At 65.5% G+C, this 17,411-nt stretch carries 17 protein-coding genes, 1 tRNA gene and 2 pseudogenes; 10 read left to right on the top strand and 10 right to left on the bottom strand.

What is annotated here, in order from left to right:
* Positions 1–16 precede the first annotated feature (16 nt).
* Complete coding sequence (gene map / locus EAH84_RS04305) at positions 17–844, bottom strand: type I methionyl aminopeptidase (protein ID WP_140868172.1); 828 nt, start codon at positions 842–844, stop codon at positions 17–19.
* A 50-nt stretch (positions 845–894) separates the two neighbouring features.
* Here map and EAH84_RS04300 point away from each other — a divergent pair, with 50 nt between their 5' ends.
* From EAH84_RS04300 to EAH84_RS04290, 3 genes are all read left to right on the top strand, one after another.
* Positions 895–1,665 carry a competence/damage-inducible protein A gene (locus tag EAH84_RS04300; protein WP_140868169.1) on the top strand — a complete coding sequence of 257 codons (771 nt, stop codon included), beginning with the start codon at positions 895–897 and terminating at the stop codon, positions 1,663–1,665.
* Positions 1,666–1,729: 64 nt separating this feature from the next.
* Positions 1,730–3,598 (top strand): gamma-glutamyltransferase family protein, encoded by a 1,869-nt coding sequence (locus EAH84_RS04295; protein WP_140868166.1) that lies wholly within the window; start codon positions 1,730–1,732, stop codon positions 3,596–3,598.
* Between the two features lie 11 nt (positions 3,599–3,609).
* On the top strand, positions 3,610–4,620 hold the full coding sequence (locus EAH84_RS04290; protein ID WP_140868163.1) for an acetamidase/formamidase family protein: 1,011 nt from the start codon (positions 3,610–3,612) through the stop codon (positions 4,618–4,620).
* A 30-nt stretch (positions 4,621–4,650) separates the two neighbouring features.
* On the opposite strand, the gene EAH84_RS16300 is transcribed toward EAH84_RS04290, so the two are convergent.
* The 4 genes and pseudogenes from EAH84_RS16300 to EAH84_RS04275 form a co-directional block, all read right to left on the bottom strand.
* Positions 4,651–5,079, bottom strand: coding sequence for a nitroreductase (locus tag EAH84_RS16300; RefSeq protein ID WP_241656453.1), 429 nt, complete (start codon positions 5,077–5,079; stop codon positions 4,651–4,653).
* A 77-nt stretch (positions 5,080–5,156) separates the two neighbouring features.
* Positions 5,157–5,234, bottom strand: a pseudogene (locus EAH84_RS16295) (hypothetical protein); the annotation flags it as partial.
* Positions 5,235–5,474: 240 nt separating this feature from the next.
* On the bottom strand, positions 5,475–5,735 hold the full coding sequence (locus EAH84_RS04280; protein ID WP_140868160.1) for an SWIB/MDM2 domain-containing protein: 261 nt from the start codon (positions 5,733–5,735) through the stop codon (positions 5,475–5,477).
* Between the two features lie 45 nt (positions 5,736–5,780).
* On the bottom strand, positions 5,781–5,984 hold the full coding sequence (locus tag EAH84_RS04275; RefSeq protein WP_140868157.1) for a DUF2945 domain-containing protein: 204 nt from the start codon (positions 5,982–5,984) through the stop codon (positions 5,781–5,783).
* A gap of 121 nt (positions 5,985–6,105) precedes the next feature.
* Here EAH84_RS04275 and EAH84_RS04270 point away from each other — a divergent pair, with 121 nt between their 5' ends.
* Genes EAH84_RS04270 through fghA form a run of 3 tightly spaced genes read left to right on the top strand, consistent with a single transcriptional unit; the run spans position 6,106 to position 8,449 of the window.
* Complete coding sequence (locus EAH84_RS04270; RefSeq protein ID WP_140868155.1) at positions 6,106–7,212, top strand: S-(hydroxymethyl)glutathione dehydrogenase/class III alcohol dehydrogenase; 1,107 nt, start codon at positions 6,106–6,108, stop codon at positions 7,210–7,212.
* Between the two features lie 14 nt (positions 7,213–7,226).
* Positions 7,227–7,610: a VOC family protein gene (locus EAH84_RS04265; protein ID WP_140868153.1), complete on the top strand. Its 384-nt coding sequence runs from the start codon at positions 7,227–7,229 to the stop codon at positions 7,608–7,610.
* The gene (gene fghA, locus EAH84_RS04260) at positions 7,610–8,449 is read left to right on the top strand and encodes an S-formylglutathione hydrolase (RefSeq protein ID WP_140868150.1); all 840 of its coding nucleotides are present in this window, start codon (positions 7,610–7,612) and stop codon (positions 8,447–8,449) included. Before EAH84_RS04265 ends, fghA begins: the two co-directional genes overlap by 1 nt.
* A gap of 88 nt (positions 8,450–8,537) precedes the next feature.
* On the opposite strand, the gene EAH84_RS04255 is transcribed toward fghA, so the two are convergent.
* Positions 8,538–11,555 (bottom strand): TonB-dependent receptor, encoded by a 3,018-nt coding sequence (locus EAH84_RS04255; RefSeq protein ID WP_140868147.1) that lies wholly within the window; start codon positions 11,553–11,555, stop codon positions 8,538–8,540.
* Positions 11,556–11,795: 240 nt separating this feature from the next.
* Between EAH84_RS04255 and folE the strand changes: the two genes are divergently transcribed.
* Genes folE through EAH84_RS04240 form a run of 3 tightly spaced genes read left to right on the top strand, consistent with a single transcriptional unit; the run spans position 11,796 to position 13,505 of the window.
* Complete coding sequence (gene folE / locus EAH84_RS04250; RefSeq protein WP_241656452.1) at positions 11,796–12,410, top strand: GTP cyclohydrolase I FolE; 615 nt, start codon at positions 11,796–11,798, stop codon at positions 12,408–12,410.
* A gap of 2 nt (positions 12,411–12,412) precedes the next feature.
* Positions 12,413–13,162: an SDR family oxidoreductase gene (locus tag EAH84_RS04245; RefSeq protein ID WP_140868141.1), complete on the top strand. Its 750-nt coding sequence runs from the start codon at positions 12,413–12,415 to the stop codon at positions 13,160–13,162.
* Positions 13,155–13,505: a dihydroneopterin aldolase gene (locus tag EAH84_RS04240; RefSeq protein WP_140868138.1), complete on the top strand. Its 351-nt coding sequence runs from the start codon at positions 13,155–13,157 to the stop codon at positions 13,503–13,505. The genes EAH84_RS04245 and EAH84_RS04240 overlap by 8 nt, the downstream gene beginning before the upstream one ends.
* Here EAH84_RS04240 and EAH84_RS04235 read toward each other — a convergent pair.
* Both EAH84_RS04235 and EAH84_RS04230 read right to left on the bottom strand, forming a co-directional pair.
* A complete protein-coding gene (locus EAH84_RS04235) occupies positions 13,502–15,556 on the bottom strand; it encodes a S9 family peptidase (RefSeq protein ID WP_140868135.1) in 2,055 nt (684 codons plus the stop codon). The genes EAH84_RS04240 and EAH84_RS04235 overlap by 4 nt on opposite strands.
* A gap of 22 nt (positions 15,557–15,578) precedes the next feature.
* A tRNA-Arg gene (locus EAH84_RS04230) sits at positions 15,579–15,655 on the bottom strand.
* Between the two features lie 60 nt (positions 15,656–15,715).
* Between EAH84_RS04230 and EAH84_RS04225 the strand changes: the two genes are divergently transcribed.
* Positions 15,716–16,456 (top strand): queuosine precursor transporter, encoded by a 741-nt coding sequence (locus EAH84_RS04225; RefSeq protein ID WP_140868501.1) that lies wholly within the window; start codon positions 15,716–15,718, stop codon positions 16,454–16,456.
* On the opposite strand, the gene purQ is transcribed toward EAH84_RS04225, so the two are convergent.
* Complete coding sequence (gene purQ, locus EAH84_RS04220; protein WP_140868132.1) at positions 16,453–17,121, bottom strand: phosphoribosylformylglycinamidine synthase subunit PurQ; 669 nt, start codon at positions 17,119–17,121, stop codon at positions 16,453–16,455. The genes EAH84_RS04225 and purQ overlap by 4 nt on opposite strands.
* A gap of 62 nt (positions 17,122–17,183) precedes the next feature.
* Positions 17,184–17,411 (bottom strand): annotated as a pseudogene (gene purS / locus EAH84_RS04215) (phosphoribosylformylglycinamidine synthase subunit PurS); the annotation flags it as partial.

Genomic DNA, 17,411 nt, shown 5'->3' with positions numbered 1-17,411 from the left:
ACCACTTCATAGGCGGTTATTCGTAAGGCGGCTGGGTGTATCCCACTGGGCTCGCGGTGAAGATCTCGCAACCGTCGGCGGTGATCCCGATCGAATGTTCGAATTGCGCCGATAGCGAGCGGTCGCGCGTCACCGCGGTCCAACCGTCGTCGAGCAGCTTCACGTCGGGACGGCCGATGTTGATCATCGGTTCGATCGTGAAGATCATTCCGGGCTTGAGTTCGGGGCCGGTGCCGGGTTTGCCGACGTGGACGACTTCGGGCGCGTCGTGGAACAGGCGACCGAGGCCGTGGCCACAGAAATCGCGGACCACGCCGTAGCGGTGCTTTTCGGCATAATGCTGGATCGCGTGCGCGACGTCGCCCATCGTGTTGCCCGGTTTGGCCTGCTCGATCCCGAGCATCAGGCATTCGTAGGTCACCTCGACCAGCCGCCGGGCCTTCAGCGGAACGTCGCCGATCAGGTACATCCGGCTGGTGTCACCGTGCCAGCCGTCGAGGATCGGGGTGACGTCGACGTTGACGATGTCGCCCGATTTGAGCGTCTTTTCGCTCGGGATGCCGTGGCAGACGACGTGGTTGATCGAGATGCAGGTCGAATGGGTATAGCCGCGATAACCCAGCGTTGCTGGGACCCCGCCTGCTGCGGTGATGAAGTCGTAGATCAGCCGGTCGATCTCCGCAGTCGTCACGCCGGGCACCATGTGCGGGACCAGCATGTCGAGCGTTTCGGCGGCGAGCTTGCCCGCCTTGTGCATGCCGGCGAACGCAATCGGGCCGTGGAGCTTGATCGCGCCGGTCCTGCCCTCGGGCGTGTCGGCGGAGACGGTTACGTAATCGGTCATGCCCCGCGATATAGCGTGACGCGCGCGGTTTTGCGAGGCTATGGCAAGGCATGACCGATGCACAGACTGGGGAGCGTATCTGGACCGCCGCGCTGGTCGTGATCGGCGATGAAATCCTGTCGGGGCGGACGCAGGACAAGAATGTCGCGCAGGTCGCCGCCTGGCTCAACGTTCAGGGCATCCGGCTGGCCGAGGTACGGGTGGTGGCGGATGTCGAGGCCGCGATCGTCGAGGCGGTGAACTCGCTGCGCGCGCGCAACGACTATCTGTTCACGACCGGCGGGATCGGCCCGACCCACGACGATATCACGGTCGACGCGATCGCGGTGGCACTGGGGGTTGGGGTGACGCATCATCCGAAAGCGATGGCGACGCTGGAGAGCTATTACGCGACGCGTGGCGGACTGACCGAGGCGCGGGCGCGGATGGCGCGCGTGCCCGAGGGCGCTGATCTCATCGAGAATCGCGTGTCGGGGGCGCCGGGTATTCGGGTCGCGAACATCTTCATCATGGCAGGGGTGCCGCACATCACCGCCGGGATGCTCGACGCGCTGACCGGCACACTGGAGGGAGGACGCCCGGTGGTGTCGAAGCAGATCGGCGGCTGGATTGCGGAGAGCGAGATCGCGGACATCCTGCGCGCGGCGGAGCAGGCGTTCGAGGGGGTGGCGATCGGGAGTTATCCCTTCTTCCGCGAGGGGCGGGTCGGCGCGAATTTCGTCGTCCGCAGTCCCGACGAGGCGCAGGTCGATGCGTGTCTCACGAAACTGACCGCGGATCTGGAGGCGGACGGGCGAGCGGTGTTCGCGGGCGGGATTTAGCCGCGGAAGAGCTTGCCGCGCGCGCCCCGACCCGCAAGGATGGCGATCGATAGGGGATCGCCACATGGACCGCCGCACCTTCATCGCCGCTATTCCTGCGGCCACGCTCATCCCCACCGCAGCGCGTGCGCAGGCGAGACCCACTCCGGGGCCGGGGCAGGGAGGCGCACCCGCGCCGGACGTACCATCGCCATTCTGGCCGAAGGACGACGAGGTCTTTTTGCGCCCCGACGTTCACGCGGGAGATCGCCCGGTCGGCGCGAGTTTCGCGTCGCGCACCGCGGTCTATGGCATCAATGGCGCCGCGGGGACCGCGCACCCGCTCGCGACGCAGGCGGGGATCGCGATCCTCAAGGCGGGCGGGTCGGCGGTCGATGCCGCGATCGCCATCAACGCGTGCCTGGGGTTCCTCGAGCCGACGTCGAGCGGCGTCGGCGGCGATTGCTATGCGATGGTGTGGGATCCGAAGACGAAAAAGGTCGTCGGGCTTGCCGGATCGGGCGCATCGCCGCGCGGGCTGAGCCTGGCGACCGTGCGGGCGCACGCGAAGAACGGTGCGCTGCCGCCGCTGGGCGCGATCACGGTGTCGGTGCCGGGCGCGGTCGACGCGTGGTGGACGCTCCACCAGCGTTACGGCAAGCTCCCGTGGGCCGACGTGTTCGCCCCCGCGATCGCGCTGGCCGAGCAAGGCGCGCCGGTGCCCGACATCATCGCCTATTATATCCGCCGATCAATGGCGGTCTTCGGACGGCGCGGCAACGGCATCGAGGAAACCGCCAACGCGCTCAAGACCTATGGGCTCGCGCACGGCAAGGGGCCGCAGGCAGGGCAGGTGTTCCGCAACCCCGGTCTCGCGCGCACCTATCGCGCGATTGCGAGCGGTGGACGCGACGCGTTTTACACAGGCGACATCGCCACGGCGATCGACCGCTATTTCAAGCGGATCGGCGGATGGCTCCGCTACGAAGACCTTGCGGCGCATCACAGCGAATGGATCGAGCCGAGCCGCACCGATTATCGCGGCACCACGGTCCACGCGCTCGGCGCGAACACGCAAGGGATCGCGACGCTGCAGATGCTCAACATCATCGAGCGGTTCGACATGCGCGGTTTCGGTTTTCAGTCGCCGCGCGCGATCCATGTGATGGCGGAGGCGAAACGGCTGGCCTACGAGGATCGCGCGCGCTTCTATGCCGATCCGCACTTTTCGAAGGTGCCGGTCGAATGGCTGATCTCGAAGGACTATGCCGCGCAGCGCGCGACCTTGATCAAGCTCGATTCGATCCTGACCCCGGTCTATTCCGGCACCGCGCCGAACCATGGCGACACCACCTATTTCAGCTGCGCCGACCGCGACGGTATGATGGTATCGATGATCCAATCGAATTTCCGCGGGATGGGATCGGGGTTGGTCGCCGATGCGCCTGATGGAAAAACATTGGGCTTCATGTTCCAGGACCGCGGGCAGTTGTTCAGCCTGAAAGATGGCCATCCCAATATCTATGCGCCCGGCAAACGCCCGTTTCAGACGATCATTCCCGGCTTCGCAACGCGTGGGGGCGAGCCATGGCTGAGCTTCGGGGTGATGGGTGGCGACATGCAGCCGCAGGGGCAGGCGCAGATCATCGTCAACCGCGTCGATTACGGCCTTGAGGTCCAGTCGGCCGGCGACGCGCCGCGCTTCCACCATGAAGGCTCGTCGCAGTCGATGGGGGAGGATGCGCCGGGGATGGGGGCGACCGGGCTGCTGCGGCTGGAAACCGGCGTGCCCGCCGCGACCCGGCGTCGCCTTGCCGAGATCGGCTGGACGATCGGTGCGCCCGACGGGGGCTTCGGCCGCTACGAATGCGTCGAGCGGCGGATGGACGGTGCCACCCGCGTCTGGGCGGCGGCGAGCGAAATGCGCGCCGATGGCTGCGCGCTGGCTTATTAGGAAGGAGTATGATGCGGTACCTGATCCTTGCGGCGGTTGCAGCCGCTGCACCCGCGAGCGCCAAGACCTGGGACTTGCCCGCCACCCCGACGACGGTCGCGTGGGGGCATTACGACGCGACCGACAAACCGGTGCTGACGATCAAGTCGGGGGATACGGTGGTGATGCACACGCTGCTCACCAACAGCCCGACCGGACTCGAGAAGGCGGGCGTCGCCCCCGGCGATGTCGAGCCCGCGCTGCGTGCGGCGTTCGATGGCGTTCCCGCGTCGGCGCGCGGCCCCGGCGGGCACATCCTGACCGGTCCGATCGCGATCGAGGGCGCCGAGCCAGGCGACACGCTGGAGGTACGGATCCGCAAGATCGATCTCGCGATCCCCTATGCGTATAACGCGTTCCGCTATGGCGCGGGGTTTCTGACCGACGATTTCCCCTATGCGCGGATGAAGATCGTGCCCCTCGATCGCCAGCGGATGGTCGGCAAGTTCGGTCCTGGGGTCGAGGTGCCGCTCGCGCCGTTCTTCGGCAGCATGGGGGTCGCACCGCCGCGCTCGTTCGGGCGGTATGATTCGGCACCGCCGACGATCAACGGGGGCAACATGGACGACAAGGCGCTGGTCGCGGGGACGACGCTGTTCCTGCCCGTCCACGCCGCGGGCGCGCTGTTCCAGGCGGGCGACGGCCACGCCGCGCAAGGCAATGGCGAAGTCGACATCACCGCCCTCGAAACCTCGCTGACGGGCACGTTCGAATTCGTGCTGCACAAGGGCGTGGCGACGCCGTACCCGCGGGCGGAGACCCCCGACGCCTATATCGCGATGGGGTTCGATGACGATCTGAGCAATGCGACGCGCAAGGCGCTGCGCAACATGATCGATTTCCTGGTCGCGGAAAAGCACATGACGCGCGACGATGCGTATATGCTGATCAGCGTCGCCGGCGACGTCGAGATCACCGAGCTCGTCGATCGCAACAAGGGTGTCCACGTGAAATTGCCCAAGCGATTGTTCGTGAAGGGGTGAGTGCGCTGGTCGCGACGGACGACCGTCCGCCTAGCGATAGGTGAGCACGGTATCGAGGGGCAGTTTGGTCAACGCGTGTTCGGGGACCGTCGCGTCGTCGGCGGGATGGCCGACGACCAGCAGGATATAGGGCTTTTCCTGCGCCGGGCGCTCCAGCGCTTCATTGAGGAGGCCCATCGGGCTGGGGGTGCGGGTCAGCGCCGCCAGCCCGCATTCGTGAAGCGCGGCGACGAGGAATCCGGTCGCGATCCCGATCGATTCGGGAACGTAGCAATGCTTGACCTGTGCGCCCTCGGTCGTGACGCCATAGCGTTCGCCGAAGATCGCGATCAGCCAGGGTGCGTCGTCGAGGAAGGTTTTGCTGGGATCGGTCCCGAGCGGGACGAGCGCGTCGAGCCAATCGGGGCTGGCGCGGGTCGCGTAGAAGTCGCGCTCCTCCTCCTCGGCCAGTTCGCGCAACCGTTGCCGGAGCGGCCCGGGCCGATCAGCACGAACCGCCAGGGTTGCTGGTTCGCGCCGCTGGGCGCGGTCGCTGCGGCGGCGATACAGCATTCGACGATATCGCGCGGGACGGCGCGATCGCTGAACTGGCGGATGGTGTGGTGTCGGCTCATCCGGTCGAGCACCGCCTGCGACCGGGCGGGTATCGTCGCGTCGTCGAGATCGGCGCGGTGGGGCAGCGGAACGGGGCGATAAGCACGCATCGGCCGCTCGTTGGGGTGGTCGCAGGGGCCGATTCGACGCAAGCGCCTGGGAAAAGGAAGCGTCGCGACCGAGCAAGAACTTGGTGCGTGAACGGAGGCGTCGATACATCGACTGGCGATGCCGACGCCCCCGATCGTCGGCGACGTAGTTTACGCCTTTAGATGCTGAGCGATGTACTTGTTCATTTCGAACATGGTGCACTTGTCCCTGCCGAAGACCTTTTTCAGTTTTTCGTCGGCGAGAATTTCGCGCTTGTTTTCCGGGTTTTGAAGGTTGTTTGACTTGATATAGTCCCACACCTTGCTGATCACCTGGCTGCGCGGGAGTTTGTCGTTGCCGACGATCGCGCCGAGCTCCGGGGAGGGCTGAACGGGGGCGTGGATGCCGCCGGTTTTAGGTGCTGTAGCCATCGCATTCCTTCCTATTGCGCCCGGTCCATCGCCGGGCGTTGCGAGTCACGCCTTCTTGAGCGCTGACGCCTTGTGCGCTGCCTTGCCGCCGTTGTCACTCTCTACGAGATATTGCGGGTCGTCGGGCGATGCGCGAACCTGATGCGACTTGATCTTGGTATCGCCGGTCAGCTTTTTCTTCACCTCGCCATGCGCGGTGCCGCTGTGGCTCCTCCAGGTGACCTCGTCGCCCTTTTTCGGATCCTTCATCGCGTCTCTCCTGCTATCGAAAGGGCATAGCGTTCGGCGCGCAGAGCGGTTGCATCGCACGCTGCGGGCGTTGCCCCGCCGCGCGCGAGACCGCTATGGGCAGCCTTGAGGAGATTGACCGATGAAGACCCGCGCCGCCGTCGCGTTCGAAGCCAAGCAACCGCTCGAGATCGTCGAACTCGACCTGGAAGGTCCCAAGGCGGGCGAGGTGCTGGTCGAGATCATGGCGACCGGGATCTGCCACACCGATGCCTATACGCTCGACGGGCTCGACAGCGAGGGGCTGTTCCCGAGCGTGCTGGGGCATGAGGGGGCGGGGATCGTCCGCGAGGTGGGGGCGGGCGTCACATCGGTGACGCCGGGCGACCACGTCATCCCGCTCTACACCCCCGAATGCCGCCAGTGTAAATCGTGCCTCAGCCAGAAGACGAATCTGTGCACCGCGATCCGCGCGACGCAGGGCAAGGGGCTGATGCCCGACGGGACGACGCGGTTCAGCTACAAGGGCCAGCCGATCTTCCATTACATGGGCTGCTCGACCTTCTCGAACTTCACCGTGCTGCCCGAGATCGCGGTGGCGAAAATCCGCGAGGACGCGCCGTTCGATACCAGCTGCTACATCGGCTGTGGGGTGACGACCGGGGTCGGCGCGGTGGTCAACACCGCTAAGGTCCAGCCGGGGGAGGCCGTCGTCGTGTTCGGGCTCGGCGGGATCGGGCTCAACGTGATCCAGGGCGCGAAGCTTGCGGGGGCGGGGATGATCGTCGGGGTCGATATCAACCCCGATCGAGAGGAGTGGGGCCGCCGGTTCGGGATGACCCACTTTGCCAATCCCAAGCAGGTCGGCGATATCGTCGCGCATATCGTCGCGCTGACCGATGGCGGCGCGGATTATAGTTTCGATGCGACCGGCGATACCGAGGTGATGCGCCAGGCGCTCGAATGCTGCCACCGCGGCTGGGGCACCTCGATCGTCATCGGCGTGGCGGAAGCGGGCAAGGAGATCAGCACGCGACCGTTCCAGCTCGTTACCGGGCGTAACTGGCGCGGGACCGCGTTCGGCGGCGCGCGCGGGCGAACCGATGTTCCCAAGATCGTCGACTGGTATATGGACGGGATGATCCAGATCGATCCGATGATCACCCACCGATTGTCGCTCGACGAGATCAACCGGGGGTTCGACCTCATGCACGCCGGCGAGAGCATCCGCTCCGTCGTGATTTACTAAAGGAGAAACATGCGATGTTCAGCCATATGATGGTCGGATCGAACGACATCGATCGGTCGAAGAAATTCTACGACGCGCTGTTGGGCTCGATCGGCGGCAAGCCCGGGTTCATGGATCCCAAGGGTCGCCTGATCTATGCCAAGGACGGATCGATGTTTCTCGTGACGCCGCCGATCGACGGCAAGCCCGCGACCAACGGCAACGGCATGACGATCGGCTTCGCGGTGACCGGACCGGAGCAGGCCAATGCCTGGCACAAGGCGGGCGTTGAGGCGGGTGGTACCGCGATCGAGGACGATCCCGGGGTGCGTTCGGGCGGCGCCATGAACCTTTACCTCGCGTATCTGCGCGACCCGGACGGCAACAAGCTGTGTGCGCTGCACCGTATGCCCGACTGATGAGTGAGGTCGTTTCGACCACCAAGAGCCATGGCGGTACACAGGGTGTGTACCGCCACCGGTCGACCGCCACCGGGACGGCAATGACCTATTCGGTCTTCGTTCCCGCGCATGAGCCGGGCACGTCGCTGCCGGTGCTGTGGTTCCTGTCGGGACTGACGTGCACCCACGCCAATGTCACCGACAAGGGCGAATATCGCGCGGCCTGTGCCGAGCACGGGATCGCCTTCGTCGCGCCTGACACCAGCCCGCGCGGCGAGGGCGTTGCCGACGACGAGGCGTGGGACATGGGGCAGGGCGCTGGCTTCTATCTCGATGCCACCGAGGCGCCATGGGCTGAGCACTTCCGGATGCGGCGCTACATCGAGGACGAACTGCCGGCACTGATTGCGCGCGAGTTCCCGATGCTCGATCCGACCCGACAGGGGATCACGGGACATTCGATGGGCGGGCACGGCGCGCTGACCGTCGCGCTCCGCCACCCCGACCGGTTCCGCAGCGTGTCCGCGTTCGCACCTATCTGCGCGCCTTCGCAGGGGCCGTGGGGCGAGAAGGCGCTGGGCGGGTATCTGGGCGAGGATCGCGCAGCGTGGCGGTCGTACGATGCGTGCGCGTTGATCGACGATGGCGCGCGCGTCGCTGAACTGCTGGTCGACCAGGGCGATGCCGATCCGTTCCTGGCCGAGCAACTCCGGCCCGAACTGCTGACGGCGGCGTGCGGGCGCGCGGGCATCCCGATCGAGCTACGCATGCAGCCGGATTACGACCATAGCTATACGTTCATATCGACCTTCCTGGCCGACCATGTCGGCTGGCACGCCGGGCGGCTGAAGCGCTGATACGGCAGGGGCTCCCGGCGCAAACCGGAAGCCCCCCTTCTATTCGATCAAGGCTGGCCGCAGCACCGACCCTGCCCGTCGTCAAACCTCAGAACTTGAACCCGACCGCGGCGCCGTAGCGACGTGGGTCCAACGTGAAGATGTTGGTGAAGTTGCCCGACGACTGATCGGTCACATACTGGCCAGTCACCGCGTTGCTGTTCGAGATATTCTGGATATAGCCGCGAACATACCAGCGGTGGTCAGGGCTATCGAGCTGTATCTGCGCGTTGAGCTGGGTGTAGCTGGGGATACGATTGGCGACGCCGTTGAAGACGCTGCCGTACGACGTGCCGGTGAGGATCGCGTCGAAGCGCGGCGTGAGCGAATAATCACCCCCCATCCCGATTTCATACTGGACGCCCGCCGACGCTTTGAAATTGGGCGCGCCGGGCAGCGTATTGCCGCGAACGTTCACCGGAATTCCGGACGTGTAGATCGTCAGGCCAGCCGGATCGAACGCCTTGCCGCCCGCTGCGGCTACCCCCTGCAGCGCCGCGCAGATGCTGTACGCACCCGTCGATGCGATGTTGCTGTTGGTGGGGAAAGCCGTCGTGCCACGTAAGCCAGCGCCGGGCTTCAGGCCCGGAATGCCACCTGCGTTGATAACGGTGTTGGTGTAATTCACGAACGCATTCGCGCCCGCCGCATTGCCGGCGGTGTTAGGTGCGACCGCACAATTGGCCCCGTTGGTGATATCCTTGATGATTACCGCATCCGACCGTCCGCCACCGAAGTCGCGGGGATTGGCGAGCAACTTGTCGTTCGACACGGTGGCATGGAGATAGCTGAAATTGGCGTTGACCGTCATGGCCCGTACCGGCCGCATGATCGCTTCGAGTTCGACGCCGTAGATGTTGGCGTTAACGTTGTCGTTGACCGAGGTCCGCGCCACGATCCGCGACAGCTGCAGATCCTTATACTTGTAGTAAAAGGCGGTGGCATTCAACGTCAGTCCACCGAACTGATTCTTCGAGCCGATTTCAAAGGCGTCGATCGTTTCCGGGTTGAACGCGGTAGGAACGGAAAAAATCGGTGAAAGCGGGGGATTGATGCCGCCCGATTTGTAGCCGCGCGAATAGGACAGGTACAGCAGGTTGTTGTTCGTCACCTGAAAGTCGAGCACCGCGCGGCCGGTGACGCGACCGAACGACACGGTATTCGTCTGCAACGCCTCGCACCCGGGGACCGACCCAATCGCACCGGGGACGGCCGACCCCGTTACCGCACATGGCGTGCTGGGATCGGCATCGAAACCCGCTCCGAGCGGGGTGCCGAAGGCATCGGCCACTCCGAACGGCACGATAAAGTTGAGCAGCGTCGTGCGCGCGCTGACCGTTTTCTTGTCGTGGTTATAGCGCAAGCCCAGCGTCAGCTTGATTTGATCGTTGAACTTGAAATAGGTTTCGCCGAATATCCCATAGGAATTGAGCCGGTAATCGGTGGTGTTGTTCCGATAGTTCGGCGTACCGAGATACCCCGCCCCGCCCGCCGACAACGCGCCGATCAAACCCGAAAAATAGTCGAGCCCGAAGGAATCGACATAATAGCTGTTTTCGGTGTTGCGGAAGTGCGCATAGATGCCGCCGAGCAGGAAGTTGAACGCGCCGTCGAACTTCGACGACAGGATCGCCTCGCCGGAATAGCTGGTATCGAAATTGTCCGATCGGTCGAACGACAGGGGAACCGCTGAACAGACGGAGTGTCCGCCATAGATGCCGGTGCCGCTAGGATCAGGCGCCGAGGTGCAGATGGGGCCGGCCGCGCCCTGCGGCGCGATCGCGCTGTAGAATTTGGTGAACGCCGCCGCTGGCAGCGCCGCACCGAAGGCACCACCCGCCGCCGCCGCAACCGCATTCAGCGCCGGTTGGAAGACCGACCGGTTTTGGAGCGCGTTGTTGTAATCCTGCGACGAATCGACCGCGACATTTTGATAGGTGCCCCCAATATTGATGCTGAGGGAGTCGCCCAATTGTTGGTCGATCGACCCCTGAAGGATCGTTTCCCGCGTAAAATATCGCGGGTTGTAGGCCGAATATACCTGGCGCGGATCGCGCGGATTGAGCGCCCCCGAGAACGCGTCGGGACCGTATAGGCTACCCAACGCGAAAAAGGCAGGAATGCCCTGCGTTGCGAGGAATTCCTTCGAGGTCAGGACCGAGGCAACGGTCGAATTGCCGTTCGTCACGCCATTGCCCTGGACGCCGTTGAGACAGCCGAGCACCCCGGTCGGATCGGTGGTGCACAGCTGCTTCTGGATCCGCATGCGATTGTCGCGCTCGTGGAAATATTGCGCCAAGAGGTCGACCGTCGTGCCCGACGTCGGTTGCCAGCGGATCGACCCGCGAACGCCATATTCGTCGCGATTGTCGATTTTCGAATTGTCGTAGAGATTCCTCGTATAGCCGTCGCGCTTCAGGTAGAATCCGGCGGCGCGCACCGCGAGCGTGCTCCCGAGCGGGATGTTGAGCATGGCCTTGACCTTGCGGGAATTATAATTCCCGTAGTCGGCTTCCCCGGCGGCCTCGATTGCGTCGAAGGTAGGCTTGGCGGTCTCGAAATCGACCACGCCCGAGGTGGCATTGCGACCGAACAACGTCCCTTGCGGACCGCGCAGCACCTGAATCTGCGACAGGTCGTAGAATTCACCTTCGAACAGGCGCGTCGCGAACAACGGCTGGTCGTTCATCGCGATCGCGGTTGCGCTGTCGCAGGTCACGCCGGTGCAGAGATCGCCGACGCCGCGGATGGTGAAGCTGGCGGACGTGAAGTTGGTTTTGGTGAAGCTGACGTTGGGCAGCGTCAGCTGAAGATCGCTGGTCGTCTTGATTTGCTGCTTTTCAAGCTCGGCACTGCTGAAGGCCGACACCGCGATCGGCACCTCCTGCAGCCGTTGCGACTGGCGCTGGGCGGTGATGATGATGTCGGTCGTTGCCGCCGAGTTGACGTCGGACTGGGATTGCGCGGCGGTGTCCTGAGCGGGAGGAAGGGCACCGGTCTGAGCGGCGGCAGGCAACGCGGGCAACGCCACGAGTGCGGTGGCGACGAGCAGCTCGAATTTCTTCATGGGGTCCATCCTCTCCTGATCGCGCCCGACTATGTTGCCGGTTCACGAATTTTCTAATGTCCGGTACGGATGCTAGCGGGCAATTTTCCACCGCGTCAACGCGTTTTCCTGTATTAATCCTGCTCCGACGATCGCTGTGGCTACCATGCTACAGTTGCAATCACGAACCTATCGCCCCTTATGGAGCTTTGCCGTAACGTCGGGCGCGGCGATGTTCATGCGATAGGTGGAGAAAATGATGTGACCGAGGATACCCCCGACGATGGCGACCTCGTCGCGGCACCCCCGGCGGATGCGGTTCCCCGCGACGTCGCCGACGCGATCCGGACGCTGATCCGCTGGGCGGGTGACGATCCGACTCGCGAGGGGCTGATCGAGACGCCGCGGCGCGTCGCCAAGGCGTGGAAGGAATATTGCGCGGGGTATGCAGACGATCCCGCGCACCATCTCGAACGCGTGTTCGAGGAAGTCGGCGGCTATGACGAGATCGTGCTGCTGAAGGACATTCCGTTCCAGTCGCATTGCGAACACCATCTGGCTCCGATCATCGGCAAGGCGCATATCGCGTACCTGCCCCAGAACCACGTCGTCGGAATCTCGAAGCTTGCGCGCGTGCTCCATGCTTTTGCGCGTCGCTTGCAGGTGCAGGAGCGGCTGACCGCGGAGGTGGCGGATTGCATCTGGGAGAATCTGAAACCCCAGGGGGTCGCGGTGGTGATCGAGGCGAGCCACGCATGTATGACCGCGCGCGGGGTGCGCACGCCGGGGGTATCGATGGTGACGAGCCGGATGATGGGGGTGTTCCGCGACGACGACCGCAGCCGCAAGGAAGTGCTGGCGTTGATGGGCTGTTGAGCATGGCCACGACCGTCCTCGTCACCGGTGGTGCCAAGCGACTCGGCGCGATCATCGTGCGGCGGCTGGCAGCGGAGGGGCACCGCGTGGTGATCCACTATCGGTCGTCGGGGGACGCCGCGCGCGATCTTGCCACCGCGATCGGCGCGGCCGGCGTCGTCGAGGGCGACCTGGCCGACACGCACGGGCTCGACGACCTGTTCGCTCGCGCGCGCGCCGCGGCGGGGGGGGCGATCGATGCGCTCGTCAACAGCGCCTCGGCGTTCGAATATGATACGCCGCCCGCGCTCGATCCCGATCTACTCGACCGGCTCCATGCGATCGGCCATGCCGCGCCCGCCTTGCTGGCGAGCGCGCTGGCGCGGCAGGACGAGGTGCGCGAGGGTGCGGTGGTGAACATCCTCGACCAGAAAATCGCCAATTTGAACCCCGATTTCTATGCGTATACCGCAGGCAAGCTGGCGCTGGCGGGGGCGACGACGATGCTCGCGCAGGCGCTGGGGCCGCGGATCCGGGTCAACGCGGTCGCGCCGGGGCTGTCGCTGCCGAGCGGCGACCAGACCGAGGAGGAATTTCGCAGCGTGGCAGCGATGAACCTGCTCGAACGCCCGGTCGATCCGGCGGACATCGCCGACGCGGTGGCGTTCCTGATCGGCGCGCGCGGGATCACCGGGCAGACGATCTTCGTCGATGGGGGGCAGCGGTTCTGCGCGCGGGATCGCGACGTGATGTTCGAGCGTGCGCGTGGCTGAATACACCATCCTGCTCGACGCGCTGACGGTGATGATCCGGCTCGGCATCCACGCGCATGAGGCCGAGCCGCAGCGGGTCGCGGTGTCGGTCGAGATGACCGTGCGCTATCCCGCGCCGATCGACGAGGACGCGATCGAGGCGGTGCTCGATTACGACTTCGTCCGCACGGGCATCCTGGCGCTGGCCGACACGCGCCGGTTCGCGCTCCAGGAAACATTGTGCGAGACGATCGCGGCGCTGTGCCTCGGCGACGAGCGCGTCGCGCGTGTGCGGGTGCGGACGATGAAGCGCGACGTCTATCCCGATGCGGGGATCGGGTGCGAGATCGTGCGCGAGCGTTAGGGCGTCGGCTTGGGCCGATAGCGCGCGAACCACGCCAGGATCGCCTGGTTCTCCGCCACCAGTTGCGAGGGCCGATCCGCGAGGCTGCCGTGGCTCGCGCTCGGCACCCGGATCAGCACGGTCGGGACCGAGCGGATCTGAAGCGCGGCGTAATATTGCTCGGCCTCGCTGGGCGGGGTGCGATGGTCGTCCTCGCCGACCATCACCGCGGTCGGCGTCTTGACGTTGCCGACCAGGCTCAAGGGCGAACGCCGCCAATATTGCTCGGGGTCCTCCCACGGCATCTTGCCGAACCAGTATCTGGCCATCGAGGTATAGCCGTCGGTGGTCAGCACCTCGCTGGTCCAGTTGATCACCGGCTTCTGGGTCACCGCGGCCTTGAACCGGTCGGTCTTGCCGACGATCCACGCGGTGAGCAGCCCGCCGCCCGATCCGCCGGTGACGAACAATGCTTGCGGATCGACGCTGCCGGTCTGAATCGCGGCGTCGACGACGCTCATCAGGTCGTCATAATCCTGGCTGGGGTAATTATGGTGGATGCGGTTGGCGAAGTCCTCGCCGTAGGAGGTCGATCCGCGCGGGTTGGCGTAGACGACGACATAGCCCGCGGCGGCGTAAAGCTGGTCGTCGGTCGACCAGACCGGGCCATAGCTCGCGAACGGGCCGCCGTGGATTTCGAGGATCAGCGGGTATTTGCGTGCCGGGTCATACCCCGGGGGCGTGACCATCCACGCATCGATCGGCAGCCCGCCCGCCGACGAGGTGACGGCGAGCGGCTTGACCGCGGCGAGCGTCTTGCCCGCGAACAGCTGGTGGTTGAGGTCGGTCAGCGTCCGCAGCTTGCCGCCGCGCACCACCGCGACATCGGCGGGGTGAGCGGCATCGCCGACTCCGAACGCGATCGTGCCGTCGCGCGATACCGTGAAGCCGCCGCCCGAATAGGGCCGGTCGAGTTCGCCGCCCGCCAACCCGCTCGCGACCGGCGTCACCTTGCCGTCGAAGTCGACGCGCGCGACCTTGGTGACGCCGTGATCGGCATAGTCGACGTAGATCGCGCGCCCGTCGCCGCTCCAGATCGGATTGCCGAGATCGCGATCGAACGCGGTGGTGAGGACGCGAACGTTCGAGCCGTCGGCATTCATTACCGACAACTGGTGGTTCTGATAGCCGAGCAGCTTGTCGTCGAACCCGACGAACGCGATCAGCTTGCCGTCGGGGGAGGCGACCGGTTGCTGGTCCGGCCCCTGGCGCGTCGTCAGCTGGCGGAGCGCGCCGGTGTCGACGTCGACCGAAAAGATGTCGGAATTGAGCGGATCGCGATCGGGATCCTTGCCGTGGTTGGTCGCGATCAGCAGGTGGCGGCCGTCGCTGGTCCAGTCAACGCTGCCGCCGTCGTCGTAAGGACCGAAGGTAAGCTGGCGTGCCGCGCCGCCATCGGCGGAGACGACGAAGACATGGTTGTAGCCGGGGCGCAGATAGCCCGCGCCGTCGGCGCGGTAATTGACCTGGCCGATGATCTTGAGCGGTTCGGCCCATGTCGCACCCTCGGGCTTGTCGACCGGGCCGCCGAGCTTGGTGCCGTCGCCGGGGACGAACATCGTGAAGCCGATCAGCCGGCCATCGGGCGACCAGGCGATGTCCGACGGGCTTTCAGGCAGCGCGGTGACCGCGGCACTCGCGCCGCTCGCGAGCCAGCGGACGAAGATTTGCGGGCGGTTGCCGTCGCCCTTGGCGGCGTAGGCGAGGCGCGTGCCGTCGGGCGACCAGCGCGGACGCGAACTGCCGGGGACACCGAGCGGAACCTGACGCCCGCTGGCGACATCGACGAGCCAGATCTGGCGGCGATCGGCATCGATCATGATGTCGCCAGTCGCGCGCGTGTAGGCGATGCGCTTGCCGTCGGGGCTGATCTGGACGTCGCCCGCCTGCGCCAGCGAGAACACGTCGCGCGACGTGAAGGTGCGCGACGGCATGACCGTATCGGGGCTGGGCGTCTGGGCAAACGCGCTACCGCTGAGCAGAAGGGCGAGGGGAAGCAGGCGACGGACCATCGGGCAATTCTCCGGCAAGGAATGGCGCGCCCGGAGGGAGTCGAACCCCCGACCGACGGAGTAGAAATCCGATGCTCTATCCAACTGAGCTACGGGCGCGCACCGCGGTACGATTAGCGCGGATTGCGGGGGACGGGAATGGCGATCATAACGGCGGGCATGGACCAGGGGGCAGAACGACGCGTCGCCGCGCGCGACATCGCGGGCGGGCAGTTCCGCTATTATGATTTCGTGATGGCGGCGTTCGTCGCGATCCTGCTGCTGTCGAACGTCATCGGCGCGGGCAAGGTCGCGGTGGTTCACCTGCCGGTCATCGGCGGCTGGCCGTTCGGCGCGGGGATCCTGTTTTTCCCGGTGAGCTATGTCATCGGCGACGTGCTGACCGAGGTCTATGGCTATGCGCGCGCCCGCCGCGTGATCTGGGCGGGGTTCGGCGCGACCGTCTTCATGGCGTTCATGGCGTGGGTCGTCGTCGCGCTGCCGCCCGCGCCGTCGTGGACCAACCAGGCGGCGTACGCGACCGTCTTCGGCCAGGTGCCGCGGATCGTGTTCGCGAGCGTCTGCGCGTTCTGGGCGGGGGAATTCGTCAACTCCTACGTCATGGCGCGGATGAAATTATGGACCGCGGGGCGGCATCTGTGGACGCGGACGATCGGGTCGACGGTGCTGGGCGAGGGCGTCGACAGTATGATTTTCTATCCGCTTGCGTTCTGGGGCGCGGCGGGGTGGACGACGCATCTGGTCGTCGTAGTCCTGTTCACCCAATGGGCGCTCAAGGTCGGGTGGGAGGTGGTGCTGACCCCGGTGACCTATGCGGTGGTCGGCTGGCTCAAGCGCGCGGAGGGGGTGGACGTGTTCGACGAGGGGACCGATTTCTCGCCGTTTCGGGCGCGGGTCTAGGCGCCCACCAGCTCCAGCAGCCCTTCGAACAGGCGCCGCCCGTCGTCGCCGCCGTGCGCCGCCTCGATTCGGCGTTCGGGGTGGGGCATCATGCCCAGCACGTTGCCGCGGTTGTTGAGCAGCCCGGCGATGGCGCGCGCGCTGCCGTTGACGGGTTCGGCGTAGCGGAAGGCGACGCGGCCTTCGCCTTCGACGCGGTCGAGCGTGTCATCGTCGGCGACGTAGTTGCCATCGTGGTGTGCGACCGGGAAGCTGACCGTTTCACCCGCGTCATAACCTGAGGTGAAAGCGGATTGCGCGTTCTCCACGGTCAGCGCGACGTCGCGGCAGACGAAGTTGAGCCCCGCGTTGCGCATCAGCGCGCCGGGGAGGAGGCCGGCTTCGGTCAGCACCTGAAAGCCGTTGCAGACCCCGAGCACGCGCATGCCCTTGCCCGCCGCCTCGACGACCGCGCGCATGATCGGCGAGCGCGCCGCGATCGCGCCCGAGCGGAGGTAATCGCCGTAGGAGAAGCCGCCGGGAACTGCGATCATGCCGAGGCCGTCGGGCAGCGTGGTATCGGCGTGCCAGATCATCGCGGGGCGGGTGCCGGTTACCGCTTCTAGCGCGACGGCGAGGTCGCGGTCGCAATTCGAGCCGGGGAAGACGATGACCGCAGTCTTCACGCGGCAGATTCTTGGTTGGGCGCGTCGCCGGACGGAAAACCGGTTCCCACTTTTCCTGGCGACGCTTTCTCGACCCGATAATTCTCGATCACGGTATTGGCGAGGAGCTTGCGGCACATCGCATCGATGGCGGCGTCGTCGGTCGAGTCGGCGACATCGAGCTCGATCAGCTTGCCCTGGCGGACATCCTGTACGCCGTCGAAACCGAGGCTGCCGAGCGCGTGATGGATCGCGCGGCCCTGGGGATCGAGCACGCCGGGCTTCAACGTCACGAACACCTTGATCTTCAT

Origin of the sequence: Sphingomonas oligophenolica (assembly GCF_006438955.1) — a bacterium.
In the GTDB taxonomy this organism is placed as follows: Bacteria; Pseudomonadota; Alphaproteobacteria; order Sphingomonadales; family Sphingomonadaceae; genus Sphingomonas; species Sphingomonas oligophenolica_A.
This window is presented reverse-complemented; position numbering and strand designations above follow the sequence as displayed.

Coding starts and splice junctions, on each gene's coding strand:
- map (WP_140868172.1), bottom strand. CDS start 844: ATGACCGATTACGTAACCGTCTCCGCCGACACGCCCGAGGGCAGGACC.
- EAH84_RS04300 (WP_140868169.1), top strand. CDS start 895: ATGACCGATGCACAGACTGGGGAGCGTATCTGGACCGCCGCGCTGGTC.
- EAH84_RS04295 (WP_140868166.1), top strand. CDS start 1,730: ATGGACCGCCGCACCTTCATCGCCGCTATTCCTGCGGCCACGCTCATC.
- EAH84_RS04290 (WP_140868163.1), top strand. CDS start 3,610: ATGCGGTACCTGATCCTTGCGGCGGTTGCAGCCGCTGCACCCGCGAGC.
- EAH84_RS04280 (WP_140868160.1), bottom strand. CDS start 5,735: ATGGCTACAGCACCTAAAACCGGCGGCATCCACGCCCCCGTTCAGCCC.
- EAH84_RS04275 (WP_140868157.1), bottom strand. CDS start 5,984: ATGAAGGATCCGAAAAAGGGCGACGAGGTCACCTGGAGGAGCCACAGC.
- EAH84_RS04270 (WP_140868155.1), top strand. CDS start 6,106: ATGAAGACCCGCGCCGCCGTCGCGTTCGAAGCCAAGCAACCGCTCGAG.
- EAH84_RS04265 (WP_140868153.1), top strand. CDS start 7,227: ATGTTCAGCCATATGATGGTCGGATCGAACGACATCGATCGGTCGAAG.
- fghA (WP_140868150.1), top strand. CDS start 7,610: ATGAGTGAGGTCGTTTCGACCACCAAGAGCCATGGCGGTACACAGGGT.
- EAH84_RS04255 (WP_140868147.1), bottom strand. CDS start 11,555: ATGAAGAAATTCGAGCTGCTCGTCGCCACCGCACTCGTGGCGTTGCCC.
- EAH84_RS04245 (WP_140868141.1), top strand. CDS start 12,413: ATGGCCACGACCGTCCTCGTCACCGGTGGTGCCAAGCGACTCGGCGCG.
- EAH84_RS04235 (WP_140868135.1), bottom strand. CDS start 15,556: ATGGTCCGTCGCCTGCTTCCCCTCGCCCTTCTGCTCAGCGGTAGCGCG.
- EAH84_RS04225 (WP_140868501.1), top strand. CDS start 15,716: ATGGACCAGGGGGCAGAACGACGCGTCGCCGCGCGCGACATCGCGGGC.